We start from the raw sequence: 14,730 nt of genomic DNA on the forward strand, positions 1-14,730 counted from the left end.
TGTTAACCATTTAATTATGATGCTTCCCATTACAAGAAGAACTGCTATTTTTGCGTTAGGAGGACTAGGATTATCAGCTTATATACCCACTAGAAATAAAAAGAATATGTATCCTGGAAAATTAAAGATTGGAGCTTGTGACTGGTCCATTGGAAATCACAGTAATGTAGAAGCTTTTTATGAGGCAAAAAAAATCGGGTTGGATGGTGTGCAGGTTAGTTTGGGAAAGCAGGAAAATAATATGCACCTCAGAAAAAAATCAATCCAGGATGAATATCTCGGTGCCTCTAAGTCAACTGGAGTAGAAATAGCAAGCCTGGCAATTGGAGAACTCAACAAGTATCCCTACAAATCCGATCCCCAAACTATTCAATGGGTGGCTGATAGTATTGATGTTGCTGCAAATCTGAATTGTAACGTAGTTTTATTAGCTTTTTTTGGAAGTGGAGATCTCAAAGGTGATTTGTCCGGACAGAAGGAGGTTATCGATAGATTGAGGGAAGTGATGCCGGAAGCTGAAGCAAAAGGGATTATTTTGGGAATTGAATCCTGGTTGAGTGGGGATGAACATTTGTCGATAATTGATGCCGTTGGATCAGGGAATCTCAAAATTTATTATGACGTGGCCAATTCAGAAAAAATGGGGTATGATATTTATAGGGAAATACGCCAATTAGGTAATCAAATATGTGAAATTCACATGAAGGAAAATGGCTTTTTACTTGGGCAGGGAAGGGTTGACTTCAATAAAGTGAGAGAAGCAATGGAAGAAATTGATTACAGTGGTTGGATACAAATAGAAGGCGCAGTGCCCCCCGGCGAGGGAATGCGTGAAAGTTATATCGCTAATAACAGGTTTTTGAGAGAAACCTTTGACATATGAAAAAGGAGGTAATTGGATTCTTGATTATTGGATTATACCTACTTATTTCTTGTAATATCAACGACCAATCGATAGAAATAAAGAATGATTTAATGGTGGCTGGAGACCTCGAAGCCATCTTATGGGCTGAAACACCTCAGTTTTATAACCCCACAGCCATGGATGTCGACTACAAAGGCAGACTATGGGTCACGGAAGCAGTTAACTATAGATCCTTTAAACACGATGGAAAAAATCCTTTTCATCATCCAAATGGTGATAGAGTAGTTATCCTGGAAGATACGGATGGTGATGGGCATGCTGATTCGTCTAAAGTCTTTGTGCAGGATAAAGATTTACAAGCTCCGGTTGGAATTGCGGTCATCGGAAATAAAGTGATTGTTTCTTCTGCTCCATCATTAATTGTTTATACTGACAATAATGGGGATGATATTCCAGATGACAAAGAAATCTTCCTAACGGGTTTTGGAGGATATGATCACGATCATTCTCTCCATTCCGTTATTGCCGGACCTGATGGTAATTGGTACTTCAATACAGGAAATGCCGGTCCCCATATTGTCGAGGATAATGATGGTTGGACTTTGCGTTCAGGTAGTATATATAATGGAGGTACTCCTTATAATACTGACAACAAACCCGGTTTGGTCAGTGACGATGGACGAATTTGGACAGGAGGCCTGGCATTGCGTATTTCCCCGGGCGGAAAAGGATTGAAAGTAATGGCTCATAATTTCCGGAATGCTTATGAGCTTACTCTTGATTCTTATGGTAATATGTGGCAAAATGATAATGACGATGAAGTTTCGGCTTGTCGGGCGACATGGGTAATGGAAAATGGAAACGCAGGCTATTTTAATGCTGATGGCAGTCGCAGTTGGCGTGCAGATCAAAGACCGGGGCAAAGTATCTTTACGGCACATTGGCATCAGGAGGATCCTGGTGTCATGCCAGCAGGTGATAACACAGGTTCTGGAGCTCCGACAGGGGTAGCAATTTATGAATCGGATATTTTGGGTAAAGAATATCAAGGAATGTTTTTGAGTGCCGATGCTGGAAGAAACGTAGTATTTGGATACAAACCAACAGTTATCGGAGCCGGTTTTGATCTTTCCAATCCCATAAAATTAGCTACCTCAGTCAGGGAATCTACAGAAGATTACAGATGGAATAATATGAACATCGATTCAACCAAGTGGTTCCGTCCGAGTGATGTGGTAATTGGAACTGATGGGGCAATATACATTTGTGATTGGTATGACCCCATAGTCGGAGGACATGCAATGCACGATACCACGGGATATGGACGAATATATCGAATTACTCCAAAAGGACAGAGGTTGGGCGTCCCCAAATTAGACCTTAATACTAAAGAAGGTCAAATTCAAGCCCTTCTTAATCCGGCGATAAATGTTAGGAATTTGGGATTTACAGCACTCAGTAATCGAGGTGAAAATATAGTAAATGATATACTCGAGATCGTCAATAATTCTTCGAATCCGTATCACCAGGCTCGTGCAGTGTGGTTATTGTCTACACTGGGGCCTTCCGGAATGAAAGAAGTGGAGAAAATTTTTGAGTATGGGGGTGAAGATCTGCGAATTGTTGCTCTGCGAGCCCTTAAAACTTGTATTGAGGTTCCTCTTGATTTGTATGAAAAGGGTTCTAAAGATCCATCGCCTGCGGTTCGCAGGGAAGTGGCTATTGCTATTAGGGATTTACCCTACAGGGAATCCAAACAACTACTATTTACGTTGCTAGAAGGATATGACGGAAAAGATCGATGGTATCTTGAAGCGCTAGGCACAGCAGCGTGTGGAAAGGAGTCACAACTGTACATTGATATATTGAGATCTTATGGCGAGGATCCAGTGAAATGGCCGGAAAATGTATTTAACTTTGTCTGGAGATTACACCCCGAAAAATCGGTTGAATCTTTTAAAGCAATTGTATTAAGCGATGAATCCTTACTGGAGCAAAGAAAAAAGGCAATGGTTGGCCTGGCGTTTATTTCTACTAAAGAATCAGCAATGGCAATGCAGGAAATAGTAAGATTAAGCAATAATGAAGTGGTTCAGGAATATGGAGAGTGGTGGTTAAGGTATAGAGCATCGAATGATTGGGCCGGATACTATAAAATAATGAATAAGAAGGAAGAAATTCCCGGGGAGGTTCGCGAATGGCGAAATCTTTTGCTGGCTGAAGACTCTTCAAAGGATGCTAAAAGTAAAGCAATTGTAGCCATGGCACAGGATCCTTACGGAGGTGAAATGTTACTTCAGATTGCTGCGGGCAATCGGATATCAAAAGAGTTAAAAGACATTGCAGCCAATTATATTTTTTCTAATCCCAATCAATCTGTTAGGGTATTGGCAGGAGAGTATTTCGATGCCCCATTAGCTGAAAAAAAAATTAGTATATCTGAAGTTCTGGACTTAACCGGGGATTCGGATAAAGGCGGTGAAGTGTATAGGGAAAAATGTAGTAGTTGTCACAAAGTCAATGAGATGGGTGCGGATATAGGACCTGATTTAACTAATATTAGAAATAAACTGGATCGTAAGGCAATGTTGGATGCCATTATCAACCCCGGCGCAGACATAGTTTTTGGATATGAGCCCTGGTTGATCACCACCGAAGATAGTACTACGGTCTTTGGTTTTGTACAAAGTGAGGGTGATTTTATATCGGTGAGAGATGCATCGGGAGAAGTTATTCCTATCCCATCTAGTAAAATTGTAAAAAGGGAACGCACCGGATCGTTGATGCCTGATCCGGCTTCCTTGAATTTGTCCAATCAGGACCTTTCTGATATCGTAGCTTATCTTATTAATTTGAAATAGTTTATATTCAGGTTTTACATTTTCGGGAGCTAAATATAAATTATGTAATGCGAAGAAGAAAAGTACTCAACTATGTTGGCCTGGGAGCCGCCTTGCCTTTGTCAAACATTTCTTTCCGGGGAAGTAATATGTTACCGGACAGAACGATAAAAGTTATTGATTCATTGACCGGACTTGCACATCAGAAACTCGAAGATGGAGATGTCATAAAAACCCTTGGGTATTATTTTCCCGGCGATGGTGGTTCTGCACTCTATTCAATACAAAAAGAGAAAAAAGAAATTTATCATTTTGAAAAAGCGGGCGGCGATTTACAAGCCGTTTTAATGGACGTAAAATCTGTAAATTATAAAATGTTTGGGGCAAGGGGAGATGCTAAATCAGATGATGGACCGGCCATTTTAAAAGCGCACCAATATGCAAATTTGAATAACATCCCCATTATAAATCATACCGGTGAATATTGGATTGTAAAAACCAGGTCTATTCCTGTTGAAACCAATGTGATTTGGGGCCATACTATTTTTCATATAGAAGAAAAGTACAATACGAGAAATCCGGTATTTCATATCAAAAGTGCAAATGAGGATTATATCTCTCTTTCGGATCCGGAAAGAAAAGCCATAATCGAACAAATAAAACCCGGAGTCTGTAAAATCAAAGAATTGGCTGGATACAGCAATCATCTGGTTCATTTAATGGATGAAAAGGATCGGATTGGGTTTAGGGCCGGTCCATATGATAGTATCGGGAGACCCAGGGAAGAGCTTTTTTATGTTGAAGAAGGAGGAAAAATAATTGGTGATATAGCATGGACTTTTGAAAACACGGTGGATATATATATGTACCCATTGGACCCTTCATTTCTTAAGGTAGAAGGAGGTGTCTTTTATTTATCGGGGGAAAATCCTGAAGACCTTGAAATGACTTATGTAAAAAGTGGTATAACCATTTCCAGGAGCAGAACTATCATTAAAAACCAATGGGTGGGGTTGGAAGAAGGCAAGAAAGATCGTTCTATGTTTCCGCAGGGTGGATTTTATAATTATTCAAAGGTGTACAATGTCCATTTAGAAAATGTTCGACTGATACCCAGAGAAAAAGACCGGGAAGGTGAAGAGTTTGATGTGCCCCATGGTACCTATGGTATAGGAGGAAATAGGGTTTTAAGATTTTTTCTAAAAAATGTAATCGCAGAAGGAGATTGGATTCACTGGGGAGTAATGGGGACCAATATGCTGAAGGATGTTGTGGTGGAAAATTGTCGATTGAATCGATTTGATGTTCATTTTCATCTGTGGAATTTGACGATTCGGGATTCGCATTTTGGACTCAAGGGAATAAGTATCACCGGAGGTGGGTATCTATATGTTTCAAATTCCATTGTTGAAAGTAACAGCTTTGTTAATTTTCGGTATGATTACGGCGCCAAGTGGGATGGTGAAATAGTTATTTTGGATAGTAAATTACTGGCAGGTAATGACCAACGGGTCCGGATATTAAACTTTAGGGGAGGTGATTTTGAATACGGATATCCAATTGGTTTATCAAGGCGAATTAATATTCGCAATTTTATTTTTGATTATACCACTGCTCCCGACAATAAATCAAAGGCTTATATACTGGAAACAGCTCAGTTTGAAAAAATGGAAACCGTTCAAAAATTATTTTTTCCTGAATCCATGCAGCTGGAGAATATTAGGATTAGCAATCGCAAGCAGGGAATTTGTATTATGGACTTGACAAATATTGAAAAATATGTAGTTGGAAGCGAGGGGAAATACGATCATAGGACTCATTACAATTCTTATATAAAAATTGAAGATGTAGATTTGGATGAAGAAAACTCTGTTAGCATGAAGTTTTCAGAGGATTTTCTTCCGGATCAGGAATATAAGAAGAATAGGCCTCATATCCAATGTTCATTTAAAAATATACCACTATTTTCTGCCACTTTAGAAGGGGTTCGTGCGGATCTGTTTTTTAGGAATTCAACGGTGAATAATCTTGAATTAGGTGAGAAGGAATTATGGTATGGTGAAGTGAATTTTGAAAACTGTCATATCGAGCCTTCAAAAAAAACTGAACAAGAAGTTTTTTTTAACATTCATTCGGATCATGGCGTTACATTTACTAATTGTCGTTTTCATTTGCCCCGGATAGGGGAGAATTTTACACCGGCATTATTAAATGAAACAGGAGTATTTGTAATCAATGAAAAAGTAAATTTTCACCATATACATTCCCGATTGGGAAAGGACATCCTGGAATTTTTGCGAGCGGAGGGGGTGGAAGTCCGGGATGAATTTATCAAAATGCTTGCAATGACTTTTTGACGAGGTAGGAATTTTTTTTAAAGTAAAAGCCTTTTTGTATTGAAAATGGGATATATTCTCAATTTTCCCATCTTGGTATTTCCGGTTATTTTGTTAAAGCTTTAATTTTACTATTTTTATAAGTAAATGCTTTTCATGTCATCAATAATGCGTATACCAATTTCTTTTTTTCTTTTTTCAATTCTTATAATAGGATGTTCTAATAATGAAAAGAAGAAACCTGATTTTTCCATTTCTCCGGTTGAACGTCTTGACCCTAAACGGGTTGAACAACCTTATCCAACTATTGAGATACCTGAAAATGCGGACCTTGAATCCCCTCGTTGGAAAGGGATTGACCTGTCTCCGAAACCACCGGTTGTTCCCGTATCTGTGCTAGAGGAAAAAGAGCGATTTGTCCTTCAGGATGGGTATCAAATTGATCCTGTTCTTACTGAACCTGATGTCAAAGAACCAGCTGCTGTTCAGTTCGATGGTAATGGACGAATGTATGTTCTTGAATTGCGGAGTTATATGCAGGATATCGACGCAACAGACGAACTAAAACCATTGAGTCGTATATCCCGCTGGGAAGATACGGACAATGATGGATATTACGACAAAGGGGTTGTGTTTTTGGATAGCCTCGTGTTCCCGCGTTTTGTGGTACCTTTTGGTCCCGGTACCATACTTTCTATGGAGTCTAATGAAGACAATGTCTATAAGTATACCGATACGGATGATGATGGTAAAGCAGATAAGAAGGAATTGTTTTCCACTGGTTTGGGACGTTCAGGAAATGTGGAGCATCAAACTAGTTTTCTTACCTGGACCCTGGACAATTGGATGTATTCCACCTACAATGCATTGCGGATTCGATGGACTCCGGATGGTGTCATTAAAGAAAAAACAGGCAATCCATATGGGCAGTGGGGTGTAACGCAGGATAATTATGGTCAGATATGGTTCCAAAATGGTGCCAGTGGAGTACCTTCTAATTTTCAATTTCCGATTGTATATGGTAATTATAGAGTAGAAGGACAATTTGAAGAAGGGTTTAGAGTCCCTTATAGCCTTATTCGACTGGAAGACTTTGAACCGGGAATGCGAGAAACCAAGGAAGATGGATCACTCAATAACGTAACAGGTGCAGCTGGAAATGATGTATTCAGGGGAGATCGTTTGCCAAAGGAATTAATTGGTGAATATTTTTATGGTGAGCCGGTTGCGAGGATAGTGAGAAGAGTACATACAGAAAAGAGGGAGGGGCTAACGTATGCCCAAAATTATTACATAAAGAGCGAATCAGAATTTCTTCAATCTACAGATCCGTTATTTAGGCCTGTGGATATGGCTACAGCCCCTGATGGTACAATGTATATAGTTGATATGTACCGGGGTATTATTCAGGAAGGAAATTGGACGCAAGAGGGAAGTTATCTCAGAACCAAGATCCAGCAGTACCAAATGGATGATATTATAGAAAACGGTAGGATATGGCGAGTGACCTATGAAGGTATAAAACGAAGCAAGGACAAACCCCGAATGTTTGATGAATCGAGTAATGAATTAGTTGCACATCTCAGCCATCCCAATGGCTGGTGGAGAGATAAAGCACAGCAATTGTTGATTCTCAGGCAGGATAAATCAGTCAAAGATGATTTGATTACGTTGGTTAAAGATGCTGAGAATGAATTGGCACGTATACACGCATTGTGGACCCTGGAGGGCCTTGGTGTTTTAGAGGTAAGTCTGGTTGAAGAAATTTTGGAGGATTCAAATCCAAATATTCGTATTCAGGCATTGCGCGCAAGTGAAACGCTTTACAAATATGGTGCTACCGGATTGGGCAGTTATTACCAAGACTTATTAAAAGACGAAGATGTAAGTGTTGTTATCCAAACACTGCAAACAATGTATTTATTGGGAATTGATGGTATTGAAAAAAACATTGTCTCTACTTTGAAGTCTAATTCATCTAAAGGGGTGCAAGTTGTAGGCCATCAAATATTGGAAAATATTGAGGAAAAAAGGAAAATGGAAGACTCTAAATATTCTGGACCTGAATTGGCACTTTTCAATAAAGGGAAAGAAATTTACGATGGATTCTGTTCTACATGCCACGGGGTTGAGGGACTTGGAACCCCTACTGGAAGGGAAGGAGATATTATTGCTCCTGCGTTTTCGGGCTCGGATCGAATTCAGGGACATCCTGAATATGCGGTGAAAACTCTTTTGCACGGGTTGACCGGGGCTATTGATGGGAAGGAATATGAAGGTGTGATGGTTGCAATGGACGCAAACAATGACGAATGGATAGCTTCTGTAATATCTTACATTAGAAATGATTTTGGAAATGAAGGAAGTTTTGTTAGTCCTGAATATGTGGCTAAAATCCGGGAAATCACAAGAGCGCGAAATACTACGTATAATTATAGTGAATTACGTGAGGAAATTCCCAAAGTATTATCACCAGAAAGGGATTGGAAGGTGACGGCAAGCAGCACTGCATTACAGGGAGTCGGATCGACAAGGGACCCTGGATATGCTTTTACTTATAAGGGGTGGAAATCGGAAAAAAATCAAAGTCCCGGGATGTATTTCCAGGTTGAATTGCCATCATCTATTACTCTTGCTGAAATTCAATTTGAATCGAATGAAGAAAATTATCCAAGATCATATTCAGTAGCTGTTTCCAATGACGGAGAAAAATGGAAAGAGGTATCTTCAGGCAAAGGAGTAAAGGGCGATAATATTATTGCTGTTCCATCATTTGCAACAGGAAAGTTTGTTAGGATAATTGAAAAGGAAGGTTGTGAGTTTCCATGGGGAATGAAACAACTGAAATTATATGCCCGGTAGGGATCTTATTTTGGACTCAGTAATCGATAAAACGGAAATAATGAAAATTCAATCTCTTTTGTTTGTCTTGATACTTGCTCTAAGCCATTGGTCTTGCAGTGTTCTAAAAAATAACACATCTAAAAACCTATTGAAAATAATTCAAAAGGAGGACCAAAATCGAGTGGATGTGTTAGTTGGCGATGATTTAATTACTTCTTATCAATGGCCTGAAAGTATTTTCAAACCCGTATTGTATCCGATTCGAACATTGGATGGAAAAGAAGTGACGAGAGGATTTCCAATTGCTCCTCGGGAAGGGGAAAGAGCAGATCACAAACACCATGTAGGGATGTGGTTGAATTACGGGAATGTAAATGGAATTGATTTTTGGGGACATGGGGCTGAAGGACTTACAAGGTCGAACTTAGGGACAATAGAACATGGCGAAATACAGGAGTTTTCATCGAATAATAATACAGGTAAATTGAAAGTATCAGCAACTTGGGTTGGACCTATGGGCAATGATATGATAGCGGAAGAAACAGCTTTTAATTTTAGGGTGGTTGATAATTATACTTTCTTGATAGACAGAACGACGACACTAACAGCGGTTAATGGGAATGCAAACTTCAATGACACAAAAGAGGGAAGTTTTGCCATACGTGTCAACCGGAACCTGGAGTTGCCATCGGAAGGAGGTGTGACAGTTTTGGAAAAGGAAGGAGAAGAATGGAAAAAAGTAAAAAAAGAATCGAATAAGAATGTTTCCGGGAATTATTTGAATAGTTATGGAGTTACAGGTCTTGAGGTTTGGGGGAAACGAGCGCGATGGGTTTCACTTTCTGGTGAAATTGATGGAAATGAGGTATCTCTGATAATTTTTGATCATCCTGAGAATGTAAATTATCCAACGTATTGGCATGCGCGGGGATATGGACTCTTTTCAGCCAATCCATTTGGAGTCAAAGACTTTACTGATGGAGATGAGGAATTAAATTTTTCGATTGATAACGGGACTTCATTCACTATGAAATACCGGACTATTATTTGTTCCGGAAAAACGTTAAGTGATGAGGAGATAAATGCCTTGGCAGATGAATTTGGCCGGCCAAATGGATCATTTTAGAAATTTATAATCAATAGCAAACAAATGAAGAGTTTTATCCTTGTAATGGGTTTTTTAATTGGATCTTTGTCATATTCCTACTCTCAGGATTTGACTAAAGTGTATAAAAAGTTTGATACAACCGAGTTGTCAATGGACATTTATTTGCCCGAGGATTATAAGGATGGAAATAATTATCCTGCTATGGTTTTCTTTTTTGGTGGAGGTTGGCACGGGGGTAATGTAAATCACTTCCAACCTCATGCCGAATATTTTTCATCTCGTGGTATCGTTTGTTTTGCTGCTGATTATAGAGTGAAGAGTCGTCAGGGGACTTCCCCATTTGAATCCCTTAAAGACGCTAAATCTGCCATTAGATATGTTCGGGAAAATGCGAAAGAGTATAAAATAGATCCTTCACGAATTATAGCTTCAGGGGGGTCTGCAGGTGGTCATTTAGCTGCTGCAACTGCCTTTGTAGAGAAGTACAATGAAGAAGGAGATAACATGGCAATAAGTTGCGTTCCCAATGTGCTGGTTCTTTTTAATCCTGTGATAGACAATGGACCCGGAGGGTATGGGTACGAGCGGATAGGTGATGATTACAAAGCCTTTTCACCCCTTCACAATATCAGGGAAGGGGCGCCACCTACGATATTATTTTTAGGAACAAAGGATAAATTGATACCTGTTGAAACCGTCAAATACTATAAGAAGGTCATGGAACGAGTAGGTAGCCGGTGTGATTTATTCCTGTACCAAAATGAACCCCACGGTTTTTTTAATTATTCGCACCCTGATAATTATATTTCAACGGTAAGAGAAGCTGATAAATTTCTTAATTCCCTTGGGTATTTGGAGGGAGCTCCAAAAGCAATTATTGACCAGTAGTTCTTAGTTAATATGTTGGTTGAATGAAAAAAAAGTTTATCTTCTAGGGTCTCTTTTTAAACTGTTATGAAAATAGTACCACTAAATACTCTTTCCCACTACTTACAGCGGTTAACAGAAGGAAAGCTTTGGCTTAAAGTCATTATTGCAATGGTAATGGGTGTAGCTATTGGCTGGCTTCTAAGTCCTTCTATAGGATGGGTAGAATCATCTGTTAGCAAATCGATCGGAGATTGGTTAGCACTGCCGGGGAATCTATTCCTGAAACTGGTACAAATGATCATGATCCCATTAATATTTACTTCTATCGTTTCAGGAATAATCAGTAATACAGGTGAGGAATTAAAAAAAATGGGGCTTCGATTAGTACTTTATTTTTTAGCTACGACGGTTATTTCAATTTCTATCGGGCTCTTTTTGTCAAAAATATTTCAACCTGGTAAATACCTTTTTGAGAGTGGTGCTTTTTACACAGAAGATAATGTAGGCGCTGAAAATGCTCAACCCTCTTCTTCATTTGTCAATATACCAGATTCCATTACAGATCTACTTCCTTCCAATCCACTTGCATCTATGGTCTCAGGTGAAATGCTTAGCATTGTGATATTTACCATAATTGTTGGCATTGCTATTACTGAAATGAAAGATGATGCAGCGAAACCATTAATTAATTTGTTTTATTCAATTCAGGAAATTTGTATGACAGTAGTTTCCTGGGCAATGCTTTTAATCCCATATGCCGTTTTTGGACTTACCGCACAATTGGTATCCAATGCAGGTCTTGAGAGTTTATCGGGTTTGGGATATTATATTATTATTGTGCTGTTGGGATTGGCGATTATGTTAATTGTTTATATGGTTCTTGTTAGTGTTCTGGGGAAGAAGAATCCATTTTCATTTTTACAAAAGATCAGGGAGGTGCAGCTGCTTGCATTTTCTACAACAAGTAGTGCTGCTGTGATGCCTTTATCGATGAAAACCGCTGATGAGAAGTTGGGCGTTTCTTCGAAAATCAGCGACTTTATTATTCCGGTCGGTGCAACGATAAATATGGATGGGACAGCTATATTTCAGTGTGTTTCAGTGGTATTCCTGTCCCAGGTTTATGGTTTGGATATGTCTCTTTCAAGTATTGTATTAGTCATGGTGACTATTTTAGCTGCATCTATTGGGACACCGGCAATACCGGGTGGTGGTGTCGTTATTTTGGCTTCTGTTTTACAAAGTTCCGGTATACCATCAGAAGGCTTGATGATTATTATAGGGGTTGACCGTATTTTAGGTATGTTTCGGACGGCTATAAATGTTACCGGGGACCTTACCGCTTGCGTGATTTTTGACAGGTGGTCCCGGTTTCAACAATCAAAAGGTATGTCCATGCTCAAAATTTAGATTTTATTCTAGTCATGTTGCAGAGGTCTTGTGGGACCTTTATTTCCGTTCTAATTAAATCAATTTCAAAACACCTGACATAATTTTATTTTGGAATTTAAAATTTTCCAATTTAAAATTCGCATCATTTAGTATCTTTGAAAGGTTTTTAAAAGCAGTATATAAAAATGCAATTGATTGTAGGTTTTTTTTACGAATTTTTAAAATCTAATTCCATAATAATGTCGATATAAAAAGACATAAAAAGAGGAAATTCTTTGCTAAAATGTTAAATATGAATACAATAGCTCTACCCTGTTTTTTAGCTAAATTACCCTTTCGAATCCCTTTCATGTTATTAGTATTTATATCATATAATTTGAATTCATTTGGACAGGATTATGTCTCCCTTCCTTATCTCAACGGATTTGAGTCCGGAAGTTTAGGTCCTGAATGGGTGGTAAATAGCAGTTCCTCTAACGGAGAAGTAGCCGTATATCCTGGTGGGTTATTTATGTGGTCAAATTTAACTGCTGAACCTCATTCCGGAAACTATTTTCTAGGGATGCATCATCCGGATGGTGGATTTTATAATACCAATACGGCTGACCTACATCTTAATTTATCGAATCAAAATAGTGTAAGGCTTCAATTTTGGTGGGCGGAATGGAATGATGAAACAGAGGAACAAGATGGGATATACTTATCTGATGACGGAGGTAATTCATTTGTTAAAGTATTGGATTTAAATGGTGGGTCATATACAGACCTGGAGTACCAGTACTTTAACCTGAGTTTGGATAGTATCCATGCTATCCATGGTTTGAGTTATACTTCAAATTATATTATCCGTTTCTCCCAATATGATGATTATTACTTTGCAGGTGGTAATGATGGATTCTTGATCGATGATGTAGAGGTGATTTCAGAGGATTATTTTTATGTGGATCAAAGCAATAGTATGGGGTTGGAGAACGGGGAGAACTGGACTACGGCCTTTGCCAATTTACAGGATGCCTTAGCAGTTGCAGAATCCGGGGATATTATCTGTGTAGCTCAGGGAGTTTATTTACCCACGGATGATGGAAACCGGGATTCATCATTTAATATACCAGATAGTGTGGTGCTGTTAGGGGGATTTCCAATGGGTGGAGGTTTGCTGTCAGAGCGGAATTCGACGTGTTATGAGACCGTGCTCAGTGGGGATATCGGCTCAGTTGGTGATCATTCGGACAATAGTTACCATGTGATTGTGACACGAAGTGTATCGAAAGCTACAATAGTGGACGGCTTCACCATCACAGGGGGTAATGCGGATGGTGATGATAGTGAGAATACAAGAGGGGGAGGTTGGTTAAACAGTAGATTACTGGGAATTATGGCCAGTCCTACGATCCAAAATTGTGTATTTATAGAGAATTCTGCTTTGACAGCCGGTGGTGCCTTGTATAATTTAGGAGCCGGAAGAGGAGTCAGTTCACCGGAATTGATTAACTGTGTATTGTCGGGTAATACCGCCAAAGAGGGTGGCGCTATTTATAGTAACAGTATTTTTGGTGGGATCTGTGCGCCGAAATTGATCAATTGTATTTTGTCGGGCAATGTCGCCGAAGAGGGTGGTGCCTTGTATAATTTTGGAGCCATCAGTAATGGAGTCAGTTCACCGGAATTGATTAACTGTGTATTGTCGGGTAATACCGCTGAAGTAGGTGGAGTCATATATCATTTCGGAAGTGCCCATCCAGACGAGTCACCTGCAATGATCAATTGCATTGTAACTCAAAATAATGCGGAAGTGGGGCCGGCTTTTTCAATGATTTATTCTAAGCTATCAATCCAAAACTCCTTATTTGACCTGGATTTAGCAACATTAAATTCCGTTGGTGACGGTGTGACGGATAATGGGGGGAATAAATTTGACATGGACCCTTTGTTTGCCTATGCCCCAGCCGCGTCGGCAATACCTACAACGGTAGGAGACTTCCGGCTGATGTCGGGATCCCCGGCCATCGATATGGGAGACAATACGGCGAATATGGAAGCAGAAGACCTGGACGGTCTGTCCAGGGTATACAATGGGATAATCGATATGGGCGCGTATGAGTGGCGGCCGTATTGTTTGCCCGATACGGTGTATCTCGATGAAAATGGCGAAGGAATGGTAGATGAATCCGGATTGGTGGGTGAATTACCTGAGTTTCCGGGCTGTGTAATAGATACTATATTTGAAGTGCCGTCTGTCAGTTGTTCCGACACGTCCATATTGTATAACTTGTTTTTAATTAAAGACGGAATGGATACTGTACTTCGCTGTACGGATACGATATGGGTACTGGATACAATCTCACCGGTGATTCCTATAGACGAAGTGGAATTGATGCTGGATACTGAATGTATGGAAACGATGCCGGATCTGAGCAGTTATGCCTCGGATAATTGTGGAGTGGAGCGTTTTATACAGGAGCCGGCTGTTGATGA

Annotated in this window: 8 protein-coding genes; all 8 read left to right on the top strand. The window is 39.5% G+C overall.

The features are described 5' to 3' along the window. Positions 1–16 precede the first annotated feature (16 nt). Positions 17–883, top strand: a complete 867-nt coding sequence (locus LVD47_RS21070; RefSeq protein ID WP_236980424.1) for a sugar phosphate isomerase/epimerase family protein — start codon at positions 17–19, stop codon at positions 881–883. Continuing rightward, complete coding sequence (locus LVD47_RS21075) at positions 880–3,726, top strand: PVC-type heme-binding CxxCH protein (protein ID WP_236980425.1); 2,847 nt, start codon at positions 880–882, stop codon at positions 3,724–3,726. The genes LVD47_RS21070 and LVD47_RS21075 overlap by 4 nt, the downstream gene beginning before the upstream one ends. Positions 3,727–3,773: 47 nt before the next feature. Beyond that, positions 3,774–6,062 carry a hypothetical protein gene (locus tag LVD47_RS21080; RefSeq protein WP_236980426.1) on the top strand — a complete coding sequence of 763 codons (2,289 nt, stop codon included), beginning with the start codon at positions 3,774–3,776 and terminating at the stop codon, positions 6,060–6,062. 135 nt (positions 6,063–6,197) lie between these two features. Continuing rightward, entirely contained in the window at positions 6,198–8,903 is a 2,706-nt protein-coding gene (locus tag LVD47_RS21085; protein WP_236980427.1) for a DUF7133 domain-containing protein, read from the top strand. Positions 8,904–8,943: 40 nt separating this feature from the next. After that, positions 8,944–10,011 carry a DUF6807 domain-containing protein gene (locus tag LVD47_RS21090; RefSeq protein ID WP_236980428.1) on the top strand — a complete coding sequence of 356 codons (1,068 nt, stop codon included), beginning with the start codon at positions 8,944–8,946 and terminating at the stop codon, positions 10,009–10,011. 24 nt (positions 10,012–10,035) lie between these two features. After that, on the top strand, positions 10,036–10,881 hold the full coding sequence (locus LVD47_RS21095) for an alpha/beta hydrolase (RefSeq protein ID WP_236980429.1): 846 nt from the start codon (positions 10,036–10,038) through the stop codon (positions 10,879–10,881). Between the two features lie 66 nt (positions 10,882–10,947). After that, positions 10,948–12,273: a dicarboxylate/amino acid:cation symporter gene (locus tag LVD47_RS21100; RefSeq protein WP_236980430.1), complete on the top strand. Its 1,326-nt coding sequence runs from the start codon at positions 10,948–10,950 to the stop codon at positions 12,271–12,273. 274 nt (positions 12,274–12,547) lie between these two features. Continuing rightward, on the top strand, positions 12,548–14,730 hold a 2,183-nt coding region (locus tag LVD47_RS21105), incomplete at its 3' end, for a choice-of-anchor Q domain-containing protein (RefSeq protein ID WP_236980431.1).

The organism is Membranihabitans maritimus (assembly GCF_021729145.1).
Classification (GTDB): domain Bacteria; phylum Bacteroidota; class Bacteroidia; order Chitinophagales; family Saprospiraceae; genus Membranihabitans; species Membranihabitans maritimus.